17 protein-coding genes and 1 pseudogene are annotated in these 20,842 nt (G+C 56.4%); 6 read left to right on the forward strand and 12 right to left on the reverse strand.

Translation table 11 applies throughout. The annotated features are described in order from the left end of the window. Positions 1 to 143 precede the first annotated feature (143 nt). The 4 genes and pseudogenes from Q0C28_RS06870 to Q0C28_RS06885 form a co-directional block, all read right to left on the reverse strand. Positions 144 to 1,175: pseudogene (locus Q0C28_RS06870) on the reverse strand (adenylate/guanylate cyclase domain-containing protein); the annotation flags it as partial. A gap of 170 nt (positions 1,176 to 1,345) precedes the next feature. Beyond that, positions 1,346 to 2,449 carry a site-specific DNA-methyltransferase gene (locus Q0C28_RS06875; RefSeq protein ID WP_293574099.1) on the reverse strand — a complete coding sequence of 368 codons (1,104 nt, stop codon included), beginning with the start codon at positions 2,447 to 2,449 and terminating at the stop codon, positions 1,346 to 1,348. 110 nt (positions 2,450 to 2,559) lie between these two features. Next, a complete protein-coding gene (locus Q0C28_RS06880) occupies positions 2,560 to 3,177 on the reverse strand; it encodes a ribonuclease HII (RefSeq protein ID WP_293574142.1) in 618 nt (205 codons plus the stop codon). A 107-nt stretch (positions 3,178 to 3,284) separates the two neighbouring features. Further along, positions 3,285 to 3,791 carry a hypothetical protein gene (locus tag Q0C28_RS06885; RefSeq protein WP_293574100.1) on the reverse strand — a complete coding sequence of 169 codons (507 nt, stop codon included), beginning with the start codon at positions 3,789 to 3,791 and terminating at the stop codon, positions 3,285 to 3,287. Positions 3,792 to 3,957: 166 nt separating this feature from the next. On the opposite strand from Q0C28_RS06885, the gene Q0C28_RS06890 reads away from it, so the two are divergent. Together Q0C28_RS06890 and Q0C28_RS06895 are read left to right on the forward strand one after the other, a co-directional pair. Continuing rightward, positions 3,958 to 4,260: a hypothetical protein gene (locus Q0C28_RS06890; RefSeq protein WP_293574102.1), complete on the forward strand. Its 303-nt coding sequence runs from the start codon at positions 3,958 to 3,960 to the stop codon at positions 4,258 to 4,260. Beyond that, on the forward strand, positions 4,232 to 4,933 hold the full coding sequence (locus tag Q0C28_RS06895; RefSeq protein ID WP_293574104.1) for a hypothetical protein: 702 nt from the start codon (positions 4,232 to 4,234) through the stop codon (positions 4,931 to 4,933). The genes Q0C28_RS06890 and Q0C28_RS06895 overlap by 29 nt, the downstream gene beginning before the upstream one ends. Before the next feature lie 39 nt (positions 4,934 to 4,972). Here Q0C28_RS06895 and Q0C28_RS06900 read toward each other — a convergent pair whose 3' ends face one another. The 3 genes from Q0C28_RS06900 to Q0C28_RS06910 all read right to left on the reverse strand — a co-directional run bounded on the left by Q0C28_RS06900 (position 4,973) and on the right by Q0C28_RS06910 (position 10,185). Further along, the gene (locus tag Q0C28_RS06900) at positions 4,973 to 6,019 is read right to left on the reverse strand and encodes an ACP S-malonyltransferase (RefSeq protein ID WP_293574106.1); all 1,047 of its coding nucleotides are present in this window, start codon (positions 6,017 to 6,019) and stop codon (positions 4,973 to 4,975) included. After that, a complete protein-coding gene (locus tag Q0C28_RS06905; RefSeq protein ID WP_293574108.1) occupies positions 6,016 to 8,205 on the reverse strand; it encodes a thiamine pyrophosphate-dependent enzyme in 2,190 nt (729 codons plus the stop codon). The genes Q0C28_RS06900 and Q0C28_RS06905 overlap by 4 nt, the downstream gene beginning before the upstream one ends. A gap of 165 nt (positions 8,206 to 8,370) precedes the next feature. After that, positions 8,371 to 10,185 carry a BCCT family transporter gene (locus tag Q0C28_RS06910; RefSeq protein ID WP_293574110.1) on the reverse strand — a complete coding sequence of 605 codons (1,815 nt, stop codon included), beginning with the start codon at positions 10,183 to 10,185 and terminating at the stop codon, positions 8,371 to 8,373. A 724-nt stretch (positions 10,186 to 10,909) separates the two neighbouring features. Here Q0C28_RS06910 and Q0C28_RS06915 point away from each other — a divergent pair. Continuing rightward, a complete protein-coding gene (locus Q0C28_RS06915; protein WP_293574112.1) occupies positions 10,910 to 12,226 on the forward strand; it encodes a hypothetical protein in 1,317 nt (438 codons plus the stop codon). A 98-nt stretch (positions 12,227 to 12,324) separates the two neighbouring features. On the opposite strand, the gene Q0C28_RS06920 is transcribed toward Q0C28_RS06915, so the two are convergent. The 5 genes from Q0C28_RS06920 to Q0C28_RS06940 all read right to left on the reverse strand — a co-directional run bounded on the left by Q0C28_RS06920 (position 12,325) and on the right by Q0C28_RS06940 (position 17,286). Continuing rightward, positions 12,325 to 13,446, reverse strand: a complete 1,122-nt coding sequence (locus tag Q0C28_RS06920; protein ID WP_293574114.1) for a mandelate racemase/muconate lactonizing enzyme family protein — start codon at positions 13,444 to 13,446, stop codon at positions 12,325 to 12,327. Continuing rightward, a complete protein-coding gene (locus tag Q0C28_RS06925; protein WP_293574116.1) occupies positions 13,446 to 14,537 on the reverse strand; it encodes an alcohol dehydrogenase family protein in 1,092 nt (363 codons plus the stop codon). The genes Q0C28_RS06920 and Q0C28_RS06925 overlap by 1 nt, the downstream gene beginning before the upstream one ends. Before the next feature lie 33 nt (positions 14,538 to 14,570). Next, positions 14,571 to 15,122 (reverse strand): TetR/AcrR family transcriptional regulator, encoded by a 552-nt coding sequence (locus Q0C28_RS06930; protein ID WP_293574118.1) that lies wholly within the window; start codon positions 15,120 to 15,122, stop codon positions 14,571 to 14,573. Between the two features lie 81 nt (positions 15,123 to 15,203). Further along, entirely contained in the window at positions 15,204 to 16,328 is a 1,125-nt protein-coding gene (locus tag Q0C28_RS06935; protein ID WP_293574120.1) for an aminotransferase, read from the reverse strand. After that, the gene (locus Q0C28_RS06940; RefSeq protein WP_293574122.1) at positions 16,318 to 17,286 is read right to left on the reverse strand and encodes an ornithine cyclodeaminase family protein; all 969 of its coding nucleotides are present in this window, start codon (positions 17,284 to 17,286) and stop codon (positions 16,318 to 16,320) included. The genes Q0C28_RS06935 and Q0C28_RS06940 overlap by 11 nt, the downstream gene beginning before the upstream one ends. Before the next feature lie 128 nt (positions 17,287 to 17,414). On the opposite strand from Q0C28_RS06940, the gene Q0C28_RS06945 reads away from it, so the two are divergent. The 3 genes from Q0C28_RS06945 (at position 17,415) to Q0C28_RS06955 (ending at position 20,769) form a co-directional block, all read left to right on the forward strand. After that, the gene (locus tag Q0C28_RS06945; RefSeq protein WP_293574124.1) at positions 17,415 to 18,242 is read left to right on the forward strand and encodes a helix-turn-helix transcriptional regulator; all 828 of its coding nucleotides are present in this window, start codon (positions 17,415 to 17,417) and stop codon (positions 18,240 to 18,242) included. A 153-nt stretch (positions 18,243 to 18,395) separates the two neighbouring features. After that, the gene (locus tag Q0C28_RS06950) at positions 18,396 to 18,992 is read left to right on the forward strand and encodes a cupin domain-containing protein (protein ID WP_293574126.1); all 597 of its coding nucleotides are present in this window, start codon (positions 18,396 to 18,398) and stop codon (positions 18,990 to 18,992) included. Between the two features lie 196 nt (positions 18,993 to 19,188). Next, positions 19,189 to 20,769, forward strand: coding sequence for an ABC transporter substrate-binding protein (locus tag Q0C28_RS06955; RefSeq protein ID WP_293574128.1), 1,581 nt, complete (start codon positions 19,189 to 19,191; stop codon positions 20,767 to 20,769). The last annotated feature ends 73 nt before the right edge of the window (positions 20,770 to 20,842 follow it).

Below are 20,842 nucleotides of genomic sequence, written 5' to 3' on the forward strand. Positions count from 1 at the left end.
CTTCTTCTTGAGCTTCGAGCTTAACGGCCCGCGCCCCGTTCGATTTTTGAATATTTAAGGTTCAAAAATCGCCCAGGACGCTACCAACTGGGGAAATTTCAAACGCCCCTTTTGGGGAGATTACATCCGGCACTTACATGCTGCATGGACCTTGCGCAGGCAACCGCATTCGCCGCGTCATGCTCCCCCGAAGTAGGCGTGCCAAAGGTCGCCATGAGCCCATCGCCCAGATACTTGTCCAGCGTGCCGTCATGGCGGAAGACATCTTGCTCCATGCGGCCATGAAACTCTCGCAATAAATCGATGACTTGATAGGCGTCTTTTTGAGACGCGAGTTTGGTGAAGCCAAAGATGTCGATAAACATGACAGCGACATCCTGCCGCCTGACCTGTTTCAGTGGCTCGTCATTCTGAGACAGCTGCGCCACGACATTAGGAGAAAAATAGCGGGAGAGGTTTGCGCGTTCGCGCTCGAGCCCCGCGTTGTTTTCGATCAACGTGTAAAACCGCCGCGATGACACTGCGAGCGTCACAGCAACAATCATAAAGACGATGCCTTCCTGCAGTCGTAGCTGCAGGCCAAAACTATTGGGGTCAAGGAACTCCATCATTGCCGGTGCATTGCCCACAGCCTCGGCCACCCGTTCGGACAGGCCTGGGACCGGTTCGCTGATCCACCAGGCAAAGGCAGCAGCGCTCAACCAGATGAGCACGGTCCAAAAGCCAATTGCGATTACGGTGCGCCAAGAATACGCCAGCGTGCCAAGCGCCAGGATAATAAAAAAATACTGAAAGTTATCAAACCGATACTGCATGGCAACCGGCATGCCATTATCGCCGAACGGGTTTGGAACAACGATGCCAAACGTCATCAGCGCAAGATCAGCATATATCAGCAGCAGCTCGCGTCGTGACTGGCCCACTCTGGCCGCTTTGCGGATGAACCATCCATTGAGACACAGCAGCCCCAGAATAGCGTGATAATAAAGCACGGCCCAGGCAGGGTAGACATAGACAAGGAACACAGCCGTGATCGCCATAGCGATCCACCGCGTCCGTACCGCAAGCTCAACGCCATTTTGTTTGTGCAACGTCAACGCATCCAGCGCGTAGGACGTTTCCTGGTTGGTCAAAGCGGCATCGCTGTCGCGCGGGGGCGTCGAAGTTTTTGCCATATCCTTGCCATCCCTCTGCGGCTGTTTGCATGAAAATAGTCATCCCGACGGCCAATTGCACGTCTGTCAGCCATCGTCCTAGACAAAAAGACCCCGCCGATCACGGCGGGGCAAGTTTGGCGCTGACATAATGCCAGCACCAACGGTTTCACACAGGTGGTGAATGGGGGTCAGTTCTGCAGCTCCGCCCGGATCTGCTGGCGCAAAACATCGATAGGAACCGTTTTGCCATCACGCTTGAAACACCAGTAGGTCCAGCCATTGCAGGACGGTGCATTCTCCAGATGCGCGCCAACCTGATGGATGGATCCCTTGATGTTGTCGCCGATCAGAGTGCCATCCGCGCGCACCTTTGCCTTGTGGCGACGGTTCATCGAATACAGTTCTTCGCCGGGGCGCAGCATACCGCGCTCAACCAGCTGACCAAAGGGCACGCGAGGTTCCGCGCGCTTGCTGGCAGACACCTGCAGCGCCTCACGGTCGAACTTGCGTACGGATTTAATGCGCTTTTCAGCCACTTCGCGATAAGCCGCTTCGCGTTCAATGCCAATGAACTCACGGCCCAGCATTTTGGCGACTGCGCCCGTGGTGCCCGTGCCAAAGAAGGGATCTAGCACCACATCACCGGGGTTTGTCGCACCGAGCAAGATGCGATGCAGCAAGGCTTCTGGTTTTTGGGTCGGGTGGGCCTTGTTGCCCGCCTCGTCTTTCAGGCGTTCGTGGCCAGTACAGATCGGCAAAACCCAATCCGACCGCATCTGCAGGCCTTCGTTCAGCGCCTTCAAGGCTTCGTAGTTGAAGGTGTATTTTGCGCCTTCTGACTTCGACGCCCAAATCATGGTTTCGTGGGCATTGGTGAAACGCTTGCCGCGGAAATTCGGCATCGGATTCGACTTGCGCCAGATCACATCATTGAGGATCCAGAACCCTTCGTCTTGCATCGCAGACCCGACGCGAAAAATGTTGTGGTAGGATCCAATCACCCAGATCGAGCCGTTGGGCTTCAGGATCCGGCGGGCTTCCTCCAGCCAATCGCGCGTGAACCGGTCGTAGACACCAAAACTGGAAAACTGATCCCAGTGATCATCAACCGCATCGACTTTGCTGTTGTCAGGGCGGTGCAACTGCCCCTTGAGCTGCAAGTTATATGGGGGATCCGCAAAGATCATGTCGACCGAATTTGACGGAAGACCAGCCATCACCTCGATGCAGTCACCATCAAGGATCGCGTTTAGAGGGAGCGCTGACGCGCCCCGTGTAAGTGTTTTGTTCATTTGCTCTGCCTCGATAACCACGGCGCATTTTTGCGCTCATTTTGGTTGTCCACAGGATGAGTTATCAGGGAATCGAGGTCAATTTGTTTTTTAGAACAACGCGGTGCGCTTCACTCTTGATACAAGATCTTGTGTACCGGCTTAAAGGATCGGCGATGATGTGGGGTCACACCCTGTTCGACGAGTGCCTCGCAATGCTGTTTGGACGGGTAACCTGCGTTTTTCTCCCATCCATATCCCGGGAACTGTTGCGCCAAATCCACCATGATCCGATCCCGCGCCAATTTAGCCACAATAGATGCAGCCGCGATGGAGACTGATTTGCCATCGCCCTTGATCACAAATTCCGCGGGCTCGCGCAGGCCCTTGGGGATCAAATTGCCATCTATCAACAAATAGTCCGGTGGCGGATCAAGTGCCGCAACGGCGCGCTCCATCGCGAGATGCGAGGCACGTAAAATGTTCACGGAATCAATCTCTTCCACTGAAGCGTGCGCAATGGAAACTTCTGCAGACTGGAAGATGGCTGTCTCCACAGCCTCCCTTTTTTTGGCGCTCAGCTTCTTTGAATCATTCAGCCCCTCGGGAATGGCATCCGGGTCGAGAATGACCGCTGCTGCGGTCACCGGCCCCGCCAAAGGGCCGCGCCCCACCTCATCCACGCCCGCGATGCGCCTGTAGCCGCGCGCAATGGCAGCTGCTTCTAAACTGTAATCAGGATAATCCATATGCCTGTCTGATCCGGTTTTGCCCATTTGCGCAAGCAGCAGACCATCAAACCGCAAAAAAAGGGGGGCCAAAGCCCCCAAGTCTGCTCGAAAGACATGCTCTGATTTCAGCGACGTGTGATCCGATAGCCACGATTTGTGAGGCACTCGGGCCGATACCCTGTGCGATTCCGTTTGCCATTCCAGAATGTCACGCGGCAGGCAGACGGGAGCTTATGCTCATATCCGTAGTTCTTGCGCAGACAACCACGCCCGATCAGAGTTTTGCTTTGGCTATAGCGCGGGAAGTAACGCACGCATTTTGCAGGCAGGTCGTAGCGCGCAATACGTGGCGGCAGTGGTTTTGGTCGCTGCGGATGATACGGCCGCGTGACTGGCCTGTGGGCTTTGTCGTCGGCGTCATTGATGATGGCTCCGATAATGCCCAGCACGGCGAGACCAGCAAGAACTTTGGCGACATCTTCATCCGCTTTGGCAGGCGCTGTCGAAAATCCCGTGATCGCAATGGCGGCAGCAACAACCAGTGCAATGAACTTGCGATGATGGTTGGGCTTTTGATCCAGACCGTGTGCCGATTGGGCCGATTGGCTGGTGTGCAGGGGGATGCGGAACATGATGTGTCCTTCCTCAGTGTCGATAACAAATGGTCCAAGAACCGATGTGATCAGACTGCGGCTGAGGCCATCAGACAGGCAATAACGCCTGGCTGTTATCAGATATCAGCACTGTTAAAGGCCTGTTGTTATTGAATATCGAGCCACAAACGCGCAGGGTGGGCCCATGACACATCTCACCCGAAGAAACCTTCTGCTCGCCGGTTTTGTTGCGTGCTTGCTGACGGCCGCCCAACCCGCTGCCGCCCAGTGTTTCGCCGACTACAAAGCCAAGCAGGACGCGCCCCTGCGCCTGCACTATGGCGTTGTTCAACTGCGCGGCGCCTGCAACAAGCCCTCGGCAGAAGCCGAGATCAAAGGGCGCCTATCCGCAGCCGGATGGACGCTATTGAATGTCTTGGCGGTTTTCGGGCCAGACGGTCTTGATCAAAGGAAAGCGGATGCTGGACCCTACTATCTCCGTTTCTGAGGTCCGCGCTGCTGGTAGCCGTGTCATCGCCCTGGGTATCACGGCAATCGTCGCACTTTTGGTGTTTGCGGGCACGGTTTTGCTGCTCACTCTGCCTGACGGCAATGCATTCAACAACAAAGTGGAACAGCTCTTTGTCGCGAATGACCTGACCACTCAGGCAGAGATCAAACTGCTCGAAATACTGGCCCAATCTGGCACCGCCTTTGCGGACACTCTAACAAGCTACCGGATGGTCATCTTTGTGCTGCTGGTGTTTGCCACCATGATGATGATCGCGGCGCTTGTTGTATTGGCCATGCTGGTAATGTTGAACCGGCGGATGGCGCGGATCGAACGCGCGGGCATTCAAGTCACGGAACTGCTGATCAGTCGTGAGGAAAACACGGTCTATCTGAACACCATGGGCTTCAAGCTCAGCGCCGCGGCCATGGAAACGCTGTCGGTTCTCGCAGAAGCGCGGTTGGACGACGATGTTCTATCCGGCGCAGAGATCGAAGCGATGATATCGGGTCGGCCGGCCATTGACTGCGAAGAGGCCGCCGGAGCCACCCGCATCAAGCGGCTCCGCGATACGCTTGGCAATCAATTGGTCAGCGAACTGCTAGTCAAAAATATCGCAAAACGTGGCTATGTTCTCTCGATCAACAAAGACGTCATTCGCATGATCTGATCAGAGCGCATGCAGCTGACACGGCGGGGTAGCGTAGGATCAGCCCCGACCATTGTGAGAGACAGGCGCCCGCTGCTCTGCATCCCCCATGGAGACAACAATCGGGTCTTGCGCCTGACGGGTCTTGAAATCAGCCTTGCCCGACAAGCCCTGCCAGCCAATCTGGATCAGCGATTGGGCAACCGCGCCGCCCAAAGTGGTGCCTGGGCCGGTTACAATGAAAAGATCAGGGGCGAATTCCCGCGCAGCAACCTGGACCGCGCGTGTGAAGTCATAGGACTCCACGATCTGCGTATCCAATGTATATGACCACAGCTCCTCCATCGGGTCGGCAGATGGCCACCAGATGTAGCCGCGACCATCAATCATTGGAGTCTTGGGCTGCTGAAACAGCGTCACTGGCAAACGAGCCCGACCTTCAGCTGCCACAGGGGCCTGCAACTCCGTGTGAAACGCCGCATGATTGGGCAACCGCATTGGAAAACGGTCCTGCAGAACTGGCACGGCCTTTTCGAATGCAGCCAAACCGGTGTCATTGCCGGCCAAGACCAGCATGCCACCGAGATCAATAGAAAGCGCGAGTTGATGATGCTCTCGTTGATTGATGTCGGAAACCAACTGCAGCAGCTCATCTTTGCGGGGCCGGTCAAGCTGCCAATCCGCGCTTTGACAAGGGTAGACCAACTGACCACCAATCAGATGATCCTGCATCAGATGGCCCATTGTGTTGACGACCTCGAAGCCATCTTTGGCCGATAACGCGCCAGATGCCGCCAAAGCGATATACCAACCCATCGAGTTGCCCGTGACAGCGACGATCTCGATATCCTCATCCAGGGCGTGAACATCAGCAAATGCACAACTGAAAATGAGCGGTGAGGCCACATCCCCTCGCGAATACTTCGCCATCGAAAATCGCTCCGCTCCATCCAGAGCCGTCAATGTCTCCTGCCCCAAAGCCGCGCGCTGCGCATCGAACAAGTCGATTAGGCCTGATCGCTGACCGTGATGACGCGCAAGATATCCCAACTCGGTGGCATTATAGGTGCCCCGGCCAGGGCAGATCAAAACAGCAGTGCGGGTCATGAGCGGTCTTCCATCAGGCGCAAGGCAGCATCGACGATGCCGTCTTTGGAGGGCAAAGTGGTCGCATAGGCCGGTCCGGTCGGAATAAAGCAATCCTCGGCCGCGATGCGGGTGACATGCCGCTTTCCAGCCTCATGGAACATTGCCAAGAGCCCCTCAGACTGGCTGCCGGTGGTTCGACATTCATCCACGATTAGGATGCGCTCTACATTTTTGGTGGCTTTCAGCAGTGCCTCTTTGGGCAGAGGTGCCAGCCATCGCATGTCGACAATCCGCGCATCCACTCCCTGCTGTGTCAGGGTGGCCTGCGCCTGAGCCGACAGATAGCGGCCATTTCCGTAGGTGATAATGGCCAAATCAGTTCCATCGCCGTGAACGCCAACCTCACCCAAACCGATGCGACTGTCGTTCGGCGGATAGGTTCGCATCCAAGCGCCATCTTTGGCTTGGTGCAGATCGCGCATTGGATAAAGCGCGATTGGCTCCAGAAACACCACAACACGTTGTTCTTCACGGGCCAACCGCACTGCCTCACGCAGCATCATCACTGCATCGGCGCCATCGGATGGACAGGCAATGATGATACCGGGGATGTCGCGCAAAACAGCCAGCGAATTGTCATTGTGGAAATGACCACCAAATCCTTTCTGGTAACCAAGCCCCGCGATGCGCAGCACCATTGGGTTTGCAAACTGACCGTTGGAGAAAAACGGCAATGTCGCCGCCTCCCCTCGAATCTGGTCTTCCGCATTGTGCAGATAGGCCAGAAACTGAATTTCGGGGATCGGCACAAACCCATTGTGGCCCATGCCAATCGCCAGACCCAGGATCGATTGTTCATCCAGCAGGGTGTCGATAACCCGGTCGGGCCCAAAACGCTGCTGCAGCTTCTGCGTCACACCATAAACGCCACCTTTGCGACCGACATCCTCGCCCATCGCGATCAGCTCGCCGTGCTCCAGCATCAGGTCGGTCAGGGCCCAGTTGATCAGACGGCTCATGGGTTGCGGCTCTGTCTGCGCGCGCAGGTCACTACCGAAGATTTCAGCGCGCTTTTCCGGCGTTGGAGCCATGTCATTCCTGCAGGTGCGATGTGGCGGAACAAGGCTCGCACTGACATCCGCTGCAGTTTTCAAATGCGGCCTGGTAACAGCCTCTTGACGGATCCGTTCTACCCGGGCGCATGTTTCAACATAAACGTCGCGCGCTGCCTGCCGCGACAATGCATCCGCTTCGGACAGCAAACGCACGGAATGCAACAGCGGGTCATTTGCCTCATCCGCTTCGACCTCGGCAGCGGTCAAATACGTGGTCGGCACATCAGCACCTGCATGCCCATAAAGACGAACAGTGCGAATATGAAGGAACGCTGGTTTGCGCTGCGTGCGCACATACTGAGCGGCCTCACAGGCCACTTCGTATGTTTGGTGGATGTTCAGCCCATCAGCGAAAAAATACCGCAGCCCAGGGCGGTGCGACATCGATGCTGCGATCCAGCCTTTTGGCGTCTTGACCGAAATTCCGATCCCATTGTCTTCGCACACGAACAACAGGGGCAAAGGTGTGCTTTGAACAGATGCCCAACATGCTGTGTTGATCGCACCCTGTGCCGTCGAATGATTGGCGGATGCATCGCCAAAGGAACACATGACCAAACCATCTTCTGGCAGCACGCGATGTTCTGGCGCATGCCGCCGGGCCGCGCCAATGGAATACGCAGCTCCGACAGCCTTTGGCAGGTGGCTGGCAATGGTCGAGGTTTGGGGCGGGATCATCAATTGTTTTGATCCAAGAACCTTATGGCGCCCACCTGAGGTCGGATCTTCGCTGGAGCACGCAAAGGACAACAGCATGTCCCATGCAATGTTCTGGCCTGGCACCTGACCCGCGCGGGCAATCTGGAACGCCGCATCCCGGTAGTGCAAAAATGCCATGTCGTCGGGGCGCAGCGCCTGGGCAACGGCCGCCATCCCTTCGTGTCCGGAGGACCCAATGGTGTAAAAACCCTGCCCCGCCTTCTGCATCGCCCGGCTTGTCCGGTCCAACGCCCGGCTGAGCACCTGAGCGCGGTAAACAGACACGGCCTGCTCCGCCGACAGCCGCCCAGATGGGGGCGGCCCTTCTGGCAAATCCCCATCAACGGAGCGAGTAAGAAAATTCTGATGGACAATCTCGGCGCGATCCATAGCCGTACCCCTTTAAATCTCAGGGCTTTATCACCCAGTTGGGCTCAAATTTCTAATGAGATTACCGTATTTCGGTATGAGCAATGCTCATAGATTGCAGGGATGAATGAAAAAAGGCCGCGCAGATGCACGGCCTTTTGCAGTCCTATCGTTTAATGTGGCAGATCAATTCGAACGATCGCGCAGACTGTCACGGTACAGCGCTTTCACCAGAGAAATGAGCATCAAGACCATTACAATGGTGAACGGTAGAGCACCGATAATCATCGCGTTCTGCAGGGCGCCAAACGGGTTTGCAGCCGCGCCGCTGTTGCCAGCAACAATCAGTGCCGCAATCACGGATGTGAGGATGAGCCCCCAAACGATGCGGTGCTTGATCCCGGTTTCCTGCTCACCACCGGACATGATGGTGTTCATCACCAAGATACCGGAGTCTGCCGAGGTGACCAGGAATGTCAGAACCAATACAACGCACATGACAGTGATGGCTGTCAGGAAGCCGCCGGAAATCATCTGCTCCAGGGTGACAAACAGCTTGGCAGTATTTGTCGCGCCGATGATCGCTCCGCCTGCGGCGCCGTTCAGCTCCAGATCAATTGCAGTGCCGCCCAGGATGGTCATCCAAAGGAAACAGACAATCGCTGGTGCAAACACACAGCCCAGGATGAATTCCCGCACCGTGCGCCCGCGCGAAATCCGCGCCAGGAACAACCCAACGAAGGGCGAGAAAGCAATCCACCAGGCCCAGTAGAAGGTTGTCCACCCTGCCTGCCAGCCGAATTGGCGACCGGGTTCACCTGCCGCATAGAGCGCCGCGGCATCCAGTTCAGAGGCGGCCGCCGGCAGCCCTTCAGTGAACCCGCCAAGGGATCCCCAAGGAGACGTCGCCGCGCCGTAAACAGCGCTGAGATCTTCGGCAGCCAGCGATTGCGCCGCTGTTGGCAACGCAGAGGCAAAAGCGTCCGCAGACTGCGGGCCATACGCGCCGAACGACAGCTGGAGGAAATGCAGAACATAGTCCACCAAACCGCTGCCAAACTTTGTCATTGCAAAGGCAAAGGAGCCGAAAACAACAAATGTCATCAGCAGGATAAGCGACAGAACGAGGTTCAGATTAGACAGATATTTGATGCCACGACCAACACCCGACACGGCCGAAAGAATCGACAAGCCCATGATCACGAATAGAGCAGCGATGAGCCCGACAATTCCAGGCTTCGGTGCTTCGACATCACCATTCATCAGCCAATCCATACCGGAGACCGCGTAGACACCGTCGACAAACTGGCTGACACCAAACCCAATTGTGACCGAAACACCCAAAATGGTGGCAACAACACCCAGCACATCCACCAGGTGGCCGAGGAAACCGTTAGCTGCTTTGCCCAACAGCGGGGTCAGAGCAGACCGAATGGTCAGCGGCATATCACGTGTGTAGGCGTAGTAGGCCAGCGACAGGCCCGTCATCACATAGATCGCCCAAGCGTGGAAGCCGTAGTGGAGGAACGTGTAGCGATATGCAGACTGGACCGCTTCGGCGGAGTTTGCCTCGACTGCACCGGACAGCACCTCTGGGTTGGACGCCCACAGGCCCAGCGGCTCGGCTGTTGCAAAGACCATCAGACCAACACCCAGACCCGCACCAAACATCATGGAGAACCAGGAGAAGTTGTTGAACTCCGGCACGGCATCATCGGGGCCAAGCTTTTTGCGGCCGGTCGCAGGCAGGGCCGCCAGAATGAACAGGAACACAGCAAAGGCGCCGACTGCGACAATGTAGAAGGTGTTGAAACCGTTCAGCAGGTTGCTGTTCACAGCGGACAGAACCGCATTGGCATTGCCGGGCCAGACGAGTGCCCAGATGACCAATGCAGCCATAATGGTTTTACTGATTAGCGCGATTGGAAGACTGTAGCCTTCGTAAAATCCGGATGGAGCTTTTTCAATCTCCAGATCCGTAAATGGAGGTTTGATTGACATAGTTGTTCCCTGTTGACGTGTCGTGCGCCCATTTGTTTTTTCCGGCCCCGGCGGACGCATTAAGGGCAGGGACTGGCATTTTGCAGATCCTAACAGCGCCTCTCTTCGCACCACCGTTCGGACCGAAGTCGGGAACACCTGGCTGAAACGCGGCTTGGTCGCGACCTGCGCTGGAGTAAATCAGACCAAATTCGCACCTCGTCGGGTTCAAAACGGTCAATTCAGCATGCAAGAACGACAAAAACGCGTCTTTGACGGCAAATATTTGGGAAAAAACGTCACCAAAATCGGGATGTTTGTCGCAAACAAACAACTTCTGAGAGAGGCAGGCCAATGCCTTCCTCCCTCGCAGGCATGTGTCACAGGCCAACGCATTGCGCAAATAGTTGGTTCATGAAACACGATTGTGACATCAGGACCTAGGAAGTTGAGACCGTCTGCTGATCCTATATTTCTGTCACAAGAGTCCGCCCCAATGCCTACTCTGACCGCAGAGGATATCGCCGCCGCACCCACCAACTGAGCCCTGGAAGACAATGAAACGCCGGGTCCGAAGGCGAGTTTCGGCCACAAACAGCATCATTTCCGCCGCAGAATGGGATCTAGATGCAACCCAATGGTTTCTGATCCCGTCATATCAGGTTAGGGAGGGGTACGACTCCACGTGCGCGTTGGCCAGTTTGCCCCGCGCCCCTTGATACGCATGACAGGTTAGAAGACCGTGATGAAAGAATCCAATCCCTTGACCTCCATCCGCGAGAACAGCGTCTTCAACGAGGGCGATGTCTTTGTACTGTTTGGGGAACTGTTTGGCCGGGGCTATGCCACCGGTCTGATCAATGCCGCAAAAGCTGCGGGCATGACAATCATCGGTGTCACCGTCGGTCGCCGCGATGAAAACAACGCCCTACGCCCCCTGACAGCAGAGGAGCATGCGGAAGCGGAGGCGGGTCTTGGCGGGACGATCATCAACGTACCGTTGATGGCCGGTTTTGACATGGACGCACCGGAGGGTGAGAAAAACCCAACGGATCTGGTCAATGAAATGTCGATCGACACCTGGCAGGATCACAAGCTGGACTGGGATCTGATTGATCGCTGCCGCACGGTTGGCGTAGCCCGTTTCAAATCTGCTGTTGCCGAAGCGATGGCGCAGATCGATGCGCTGATCCCGGATGGAAAGAACGTATTCTTCGCCCACACAATGGCGGGCGGCATTCCCCGGGCCAAGGTCTTCATGGCGATTGCAAACCGCGTCTACAAAGGCCGCGGCAAACGTTACATGCCATCGCAAGCGCTGGTCGACAGCGATCTTGGTAAGCTGATCCTGCAGAACTTCGACGAGGTATCCGCCAACACGTTTGGTCATCTGCTTGAGGCCAGCGAGGGTCTGCGCCAACGGATCGAAAGCCACGGCGGTCAGGTACGATATACCGCTTACGGCTATCACGGGACCCGGGTTCTGATTGATGACACGTATCGTTGGCAGACCTACACCAATTACACGCAAGGCTATGCCAAGAAACGTCTGGAATCCATTGCCACAGAGGCGTGGGAAAAGGGCATCAAGGCAACAGTGTTCAACTGCCCCGAAATTCGCACCAATTCTTCGGACGTCTTTGCAGGAATTGAGCTGTCTCTGGTGCCGCTGTTGTCAGCGTTGCAAAAAGAAGGCGGCGGCGCATGGGTCGACGCACAGTGGAGCGCCTGCCAGGCTCTGCTGAAAGAAGGCGTTTCGCTCGCCTCCGTGCTGCAGACTGTGAACGACTACCAGCAAGATCCTGTTATGACACCGTTTGCGAATTTCGAAGCATGGCCGATGCCCAACAGCGCAGACCAAGTTGAAAAGACCGTTGGCACGTCTCAGGATATCGTTGCCCTGCATGAGGATCGCAAAGCGCTGATCAGCGATCTTCTGAGCACCCACGTCGTCAATGCCACCGGCCAGCTGATGTTCGGCGAAGCAAGCGCGCCTGCCGCTCCAGTTCTTTGGCTGGATCATGACATCGTCGCGCAACAGTTGATCGCAGCAAACAGCTGATCGGCATTAAGCCACCACAACTGCCAACACCAGAAGGGCCCGCCTGAATTGATCGCAATCAGGCGGGCCTTTTCTGTTTAAACATACCGCTTTGGCAATCAGGCAAAAACCGCGATTGGGTCACTGAACAGGCTACGATCGACATTCACACCCAAGCCTGGCGCGTCCGGCGGCAACACGCCACCATCCTGGATCGGCGCGTCGAAGCCACCGACGGCAAGATTAACCATATCGCGGGTATCCAGAACGCAGCGCAACAATGGCTGTGGCACTGTCGCACCCAGATGAACGATCGAGGCAAAAGACAGCGTTGATCCTGTGGTATCTTGAACGCTGACTGTCAGACCGGCAGCGCGGCAGATGTCACGGTGACGCCGGGCATGGGTCAGACCACCAGCCTTTGAAATCTTCAGACCGACGCCATCGGCAAGATCTCTGGCCAACAACAGCGCGATATCTTCATCCGTTTGTGCCAGCTCATCAATGATGATCGGAACCGTACATCGCTGTCGCAGGGACAGTGTCTCACGCCAGGAGGCACAGGGGGCTTCCAACACGAAGTCGAGCCCATCTGGCAGTGCCCGCAACATGCGCAGCGCCGTTTCGGGCAGCAAACCGCCATTGGCATCAACGATGAAATATTCGCCAGGCTGCCGATCAGCGAGCGAAGCCTCAATCCGGGCAGCATCCAAAAGTGGGCCACCTTCGGCCTCGCTGGCGCCGACCTTCACGGAGTGGCCCATGTAGCCCTTGGCCCGGTGATGCGCGACACGGGCGCGCATATCCTCGGGTGTGCCCGCGTAAATCGAACTGATTACCGGCAACCGCATTCTCGTGCTTCCGCCCAAGAGAGTACAGACTGGCAGGCCCACGGATTTCCCAAACAGATCCCACATCGCCAGATCCAAGGCAGACTTGGCGTGATTGTGCCCAGTTAGAGCCACATCCATTCTATCATTGATACGGTCGACTTCGCGCGGATCCTGCCCAAGCAGTGAGGGCGCGATGTCATGGATGCCAGCCCGAACACCCCGCCCATGCGCCGCGATGTAGTTCGTGCCGAATGGCGTCGACTCGCCCCAACCTTCGAGGGCGCATTCGGTGGTCACGCAAACAAATGTGCCGTCGAAATCGGTGTATACCCGACCACCGGACAGCTCATATTGTCCACCAGCATAAGGGAGGTTCAGTTGAAAGACCTCGATCTTCGCAATTTTCATTACACGACCTCTGGCGGCAGCAGAACCAGTTTGCCTGTGTGCGATTTTGCCAAGAAATCCGTCTGAGCCTGGGCAATCTCGCTTAATGGGTAAGTCTGGGAAACACGCGGTTTGACCTCACCGGCTTCGATATACCGGACGAGATTGGCAAAAACCTCTTCTACCTGGAAGGTGCAGCCAAACAACGTTAGATCCTTGAGATACAAGGTGCGGATATCGATTTCGCAGATCGGTCCGGCAATCGCGCCTGCCGTCGCATAACGGCCCCCGCGGCGCAGCACGTCCAACAAACTGGACCAGGCTGGACCGGCAACCAGATCGATGACGACGTCCACGTTTTCTGCCCCCAGTTCGGCCACCAGATCCGCATTGCGGTCGATGGTGCGATCTGCCCCCATTTCCAACACCTCGGATGCCTTGGCGGCAGAACAGACCGCAATCACTGTGGCCCCGCGCCGCTTGGCCAGCTGAACCGCAGCCGAACCCACACCGCCTGAAGCGCCCGTAATCAGTACAGTATCCGCACCCAGCTGCACCCTGTGCAGCATATTCTCTGCCGTCGAATAAGCACAGGGGATCGCAGCCAATTCGACATCCGTCATGTCGGTATTTACAGCATATGTTTCGGCCGCCGGCGCAACCGCGAACTGGGCAAATCCGCCGTCACATTCGCTGCCAAAGGTCCAGCAAGCAAAGGCGCTGTCGCTGTTCTGATCCTGCATCATCGTGCGCACCAGAACGCGTTGATTGATGCGAGTGTCATCAACATCCGGCCCCACGGCCACAACGCGTCCGCAGACATCTGCACCTTGGATACGCGGGAATTGCAAAGGGGTACCCGACCAGCTCGCATCGCTGTCGTCAACGCTGTCATACCCATCTGAGCCACCAGCCTCGGTCGCACCACTGATAGACTTTGAATACCAGCCGATGCGGGTATTGATATCTGTGTTGTTTATCCCCGCTGCTGCCACTTGGATCAGGACCTGGCCGGGACCGGGTGTTGGCACAGGCACGTCATGTCGAAGTTGCAGCATTTCTGTGCCGCCGTGGCCCACCAAGTGTACGGCCGTCATTGATTTGGGGATCATATCAGAGGTCCTTTGCAAAAAATCAGAAGCGGGTCAGTTGATGCCGTTGTTGCGCAGCAGCGCCTTGGCACTATGCAGGGTTGCCGCGACCGCCGCTTCCTGCCCCATCAGCCGGGCGCTTTCTGTCAGTCCTTCGTGCATGAGAAAAAGAGCATCAGCCAAGAGATCAGCGTCGCACTCTGGAGCGACATGCAGCAGGCGGGCATGAAACATCTCGCGCACCGCGCGTTTCTGCGCCTCAACCGTGCCCCGGATCAGCGGGCTGTCGGGGTAGGATGCGAGTGCGTAGCGGGACAAACAGCCCAGGTTGGCAACATCGCGCAACCAGTCAGCAAGCCGCATGAAGGGATGCAATACATGCGCCGCGCCCTCGCCCGGCCCACCAGAAATCCACTCACGATACAGACCATCGCGGTGTTCCAACGCGCCGACGACCATCTCCTCCCGGCTTGGGAAGTGTTTGTAGAGGGTGCGCAGCGAAACATCGGCACCGGCGCGCAAAGCCTCCACACCCAGTGTGGCAAAGCCATGTTCAGCAAACTGATGATGAAGGCTGCTGGCGATTTTATCTTTGGTATCGGTCATATGCCGACAGGTAGAGTGATCACTCTACTTTTGCAAATGAAAAATCAGTGCCGCCAGAACAGCCAAAATTAGGACTGCGATCTATGCAGGATAGCGAGCCAGAAACTCCGAAACGCGCGCCAGACCCGATTTAAGGATATCCGTCGTATTGGCGTAACCGATCCGCACATACCCCTCCATGCCCAACGCCGATCCCGGCGTGAACATCACGCCTGTGTCCCGCAACAGCGCGACGCAAAAGTCGCGCGACGACAGCGGCAGATCATATCGCAGCAAAGCAGTAGTGCCTGATTTCGGCTTCACCCAAGAGATGCGCGGCTCCTGCAGAACCCATTGCTCCAAAATCGCCAGATTGTCCTGCGTGATGCGCCTGCTGCGCGCCAGCAAAGTGTCACTGTGCTCAAGCGCCAAAGCGGCGAAATAGTCATCGATCATGCCAACCGAAATCGTGTCATAGTCGCGGTGGATCGAAACTTTCTCGATGATCTCGGCAGGCCCTGCCACCCATCCCAGGCGCAGCCCAGCCAAGGAATAGGCCTTCGACATGCCCGCGGTTGAAATCCCGCGTTCAAAAAGGTCAGCGATGGATTCCGTGCGCCCCGGATCGTCTTGATCCGTCCCGCGATAGACCTCGTCACATAAGATCCATGCGCCAACAGAGCGCGCGATCTCGACGATCTGTTCCAGCATATCCCGCCCCATCAAAGCCCCGGTAGGGTTGTTGGGGTTATTAATCGCAATCAGTTTCGTGCCATCGGTCACCAGGGCGCGCAAGCGATCCAGATCTGGCAAAAAACCGTCCCGCTCCTGCAGGTGCAGCAAATGCACATCAGCGCCGATGCTGTCTGGGATGGAATAGTGTTGCTGATAGGTGGGAACGATAGAAACAACGCGATCACCTGGCGCAACAAGCGCTTTGTGGACCAGCATGTTTGCACCGATGGTGCCATGGGTCACTATGATATTCTCGGGCTTTTGCTGCGCATAAAGAGCCGAAATGGCAAGGCGCAACCTATCTGACCCTTCAATCGCACCATAGGTCATTTTCATCGGCAAGAGATCAGACAAGGCCGCCGCGCTGTTTCCGGTCAATTGCAGCAACTCATCAATAGTGAGGCTCTCGACGCAGGTTTCCGCGAGGTTCAGCTCACACCGGGTCTCCCATTCATTCATCCAGATTTCGACGCCAAATGGTTCAATATGCATGGCTCATCCCTTCCTTGGCTGCGCGCGCCGCATCGTAAATCGCCCGAGCAATGGCAATATCTTCGAGGCCCAATCCGATGGAGCGAAAGTAAACTGCCTTATCACCCGTCGGCAAATCTGCGCGACAGGTGGCCAAATCCGCAAGATCACCGACAATTTGATCTGCAGACCACCCATGCTGCGACTGAGCGAGACACATTTCCGCCGCGGCGGCGGGGGTGCCGTGCTTGTCATCACAATAGACCTGCGCAGTCGGCAGAACAGCGGGCGGGACCTCATGCGCCCCCGGGACATTCGTGCTGATCGAGGTAACCAGAGTGCCCGCCATATCCGATTTCAGATCCACCACGGGCGTTCCGGACGACGTGCACAACAAAATGGCGTCTGCACCATCACAGGCCAGTGCAGGGCCTTGGACCATTTCGACGTCTGGGCAGAGGTTCCGCCATTGCGATTGCCGGGTGGGGTTATCTTGTAGATTGGGCGAATAGATCCGCACCCTGTCCCATGGTCTCAGCGTCTGAACATATCGCCAATGCGCTTGGGCGATGGGTCCGCTACCTATGATGGCCAGATGCTTGGCCGCAGGTTGGGCGAGCAGGTCAACGGCCAGCGCGGTGGTCGCTGCCGTCCGCTCCACGGTCAATTGAGCCGCATCACACAACATCAACGGATGCCCCGTTTGTGCCGACATCAACAACGTCCAGGCTGTCACCAGGCCACCTTTTTCCTGCACCAGATAGGGCGACAACTTGGCCCCGAAATATACGTCCATCGCGCCCAAATAGGTGATGAAGTCGCCTTTATCTTCTGGCAGAAGCGTTATTGTTTGGGGCGGTTGCACCGCGCGGTGCTGACCGAGCGCGACGAACAACTGCCGCACCTCGCTCATCACATCGATTTGTGGCAACAGATCCTCAACAGCCGCTGCATCCAGCACTACTGGCGAAATAGACATACGCAGTCTCCCTTGTCTTGCGTAAGCCCTACCGTGAAACCATGACTGCAAATATCATCCCAAAGGATGATAGGAAGAGCACAGTATCCTGCGCTGCATCTGATATCTGAAACGAAGGGACATGGCTCGTGGTGGAATTTGATCCCGATGAATTGGAGCGTTTTTCCAAGTCCATTGCTCAGATCATCGAGATACCAGACGCGCCAGACGAATTGATTGCCGCGCTAGCAGCCATTCTGCCCTTTGATGCCGCGCTCTGCGTGGTGAACCACCGTGATCATGCACCAACGTATTTGACCGACACATATACGGCGGGATCAGCGAAATCAGCCGTCCAACTGTATGTTTCGCGCACCTATGTACTGAATCCCGTTCACAATGCACTGCAAAACGGGCTGAAGCCAGGTGTGTATCTGATGTCAGATCTGGCGCCGGACAATTGGAATCGCGCGCTTCTCACGCAAGGGGCCGATGTGCTCCAAGAAGACGGCGAAGAAATCGGCTACCGGACGCCGGGGTGGCCCAGCGGCTTACAAGAACTGACCGTTCTGGTCGAACTCCCGGACGGCCATATAGGTGAAGTCAGCATTGCGCGCGCAGCACAGGTCGGCGGTTTCTCCTCACATGACATCGCGAGGCTGCAACCCTTTCAACCGCTTATTGGGGCAGCGTTCCGCGCAATCTGGTGCCGCCATATGCAAAACACCCCAATCCCGGCGGAACCAGATAGACGCACCCTGACGCCAATTCCTTTTGGCGAGGGCCTTCTGACCCCACGGGAAATCGAAGTTGTTCAGCTGATCCTGAAAGGTCATTCCAGCCTTTCCATCAGCCTTACCCTCGATATTGCGATCCCGACGGTCAAAACGCATCGCAAAAACGCCTATGCCAAATTGGCGATTAGCAGCCAGTCTCAACTGCTCCAAGCGTTCCTGAATTGGAAAGAAACCGCATAAATTCCGAGCAGCTGATCCACCGCCCCTAAATTTTGTTTGCGCTAAATGCGTCTTCGACTTTTAGTGTCATCAAATTTCGGTTACCGTGCCGGGCAAATGGGGATGTGAAGTTCACCAATGCTAAAAAAACCATCAACGGGGACACCGTCGGCATTGCCGTCGATTGGAGATGCGCTGTGCGCTCGTCGCAAAGAGCTGAAACTCTCCATGCAGACGCTGGCTGAGCAGGCAGGCCTGTCTGTTGGGTTCATCAGCCAGGTGGAGCGTGGACATTCAACACCCTCTCTTGGGTCATTGAATTCCATCGCATCCGTGCTTGGCCTTCCCATGAGCAGCCTATTGGACCAACCAACCGGAGAAGGCAGCCAGACCAAAAGACAGAACCGCTCGACCTATTCCATTGGGGACAACACCCTGTCCTATGAACGGCTCTCGACCAGGTTCAACCATTCACAGCTGCATTCTCTCATCGTGCACGAGCCTCCGGGCCATCGCTACGAACCGATCAGCCATCGGGGCGAAGAGCTGTTTTACATTCTGGCAGGGTCCGTCACCGTCGAGATAGACGGCGAGCATCACATCCTGAACGAGGGTGATTCCATCCATTTTGACAGCTACAGAACGCATTCCTCCTGGAACCATGGGACAGAAACCGCATCGTTCCTATGGTGCGGAACCATGGATGTTTTCGGGGCCGACGACCGGGGCGCCAACCCGCTCCACAAGGGCCCAGATGGTTCTGACTGCTGACGAGACGTAACCTGAAATCGACGTATGGACGAAATGTGTAATGTGTATTAGATCGCCGCTTCTCAGCCAGGGGGACATCTCTGGCGGCGCATTGCGCAGGTCAGTATTGCACACTGCCCGTCGTTGCAGCCCACCAAAGGCGCAGCGCATCGCAGCCTAAAATTAACACCAAACCAACACTGAAAAGGGAGTTAACATGAAAAAAACAACCGCACTGTTGATGGTATCGGCTTTGCTGTCCAGCACAGCTATTGCCAATGCTGAAACGCTTCGTTGGGCGCGCTCTGGTGACGCGCTGACCCTGGACCCGCACGCCCAGAACGAAGGCCCAACCCACACCATTCGTCACCAGATGTATGAACCGCTGATCATCCGCGACACCACTGGCGCGTTTGAACCGGCTCTGGCGACCAAGTGGGCACCAAGCGCAGACGACCCAAATGTCTGGGTTTTCAAACTGCGTGAAGGCGTAAAGTTCCACGATGGCGCAGATTTCACTGCCGAAGACGTCGTGTTCAGCTTTGAACGGGCTAAGCAGGACAACTCCGACATGCGCGAGCTGATCGGCTCCATTGTCGAAGTCCGCGCTGTTGACGACTACACCATCGAGATGGTGACCGATGGTCCAAACCCGATCCTGTCCTCTAACCTGACCAACCTGTTCATCATGGACAAAGGCTGGACAGAGGCCAACAACACCGTGAACGTGCAGGATTTCGAAGGTGGCGAAATCACCTTTGCGACCACCAATGCCAACGGGACGGGCCCCTATGTGCTCCAGAGCCGTGAGCCAGACGTGAAAACCGTTATGGTGCGCAATGAAAACTACTGGGGTCGTGACCAGTTCCCGCTGGAAGTCTCCGAAATCGTTTACACACCGATCCAAAACTCGGCGACACGCGTTGCTGCGTTGCTGTCCGGTGAAATCGATTTCCTCCAGGATATGCCGGTTCAGGATCTGTCGCGCGTTTCTGCATCTGAAGGCTTGAAAGTGCAGCAAGCCCCTCAGAACCGCGTCATCTTCTTTGGGATGAACCAAGGCGCTGCTGACATCGAAGCCGACAACGTCGATGGCAAGAACCCATTGGCCGATGTACGCGTTCGCAAGGCGATGTCCCTGGCGATCAACCGCGATGCCATCAAACAGGTGGTGATGCGCGGCCAGTCGGAGCCCGCAGGCATGATCGCGCCTCCGTTTGTGAACGGCTGGACCGCAGAAATGGATGCTGAATCCAAAACCGACATGGAAGCGGCCAAAGCGCTGATGGCAGAAGCAGGTTACGGCGATGGTTTCTCGCTCCGCCTGGATTGCCCGAATGATCGCTATGTCAACGACGAACCCATCTGCCAGGCAGCCGTCGGCATGCTGGGTCAGATTGGCATCACCGTTAACCTGAACGCCCAGCCAAAAGCGCAGCACTTCCCGTTGATCACCAATGGCGAAACTGACTTCTACATGCTGGGCTGGGGTGTTCCGACATATGACTCGGAGTACATCTTCAACTTCCTGGTTCACGGTCGCGGTTCTGACATCGGCACCTGGAATGGTACCGGCTATGACAACGCCGAGATCAACACGCTGATCGCGTCGCTGGCCTCCAACACCAACCTGGAAGAACGCAACCAGGACATCGCGACCATCTGGCGCGCTGTGCAGGATGATCAGCTGTACATCCCGATCCACCACCAGGTGCTGAACTGGGCCATGGCAGACAAAGTCGGCATCGATGTCGATCCGGAAGATCAGCCAAAAATCAAATACTTCACCATGAAGTAACGCTGTACCGGCGATTGCCTTGCGCAATGGCCAATTCGCCCCGAGCCGCATCCGTGGCTCGGGGCAATTTGCA

Origin of the sequence: Phaeobacter sp. (assembly GCF_022825805.1) — a bacterium.
Taxonomy (GTDB): domain Bacteria; phylum Pseudomonadota; class Alphaproteobacteria; order Rhodobacterales; family Rhodobacteraceae; genus Phaeobacter.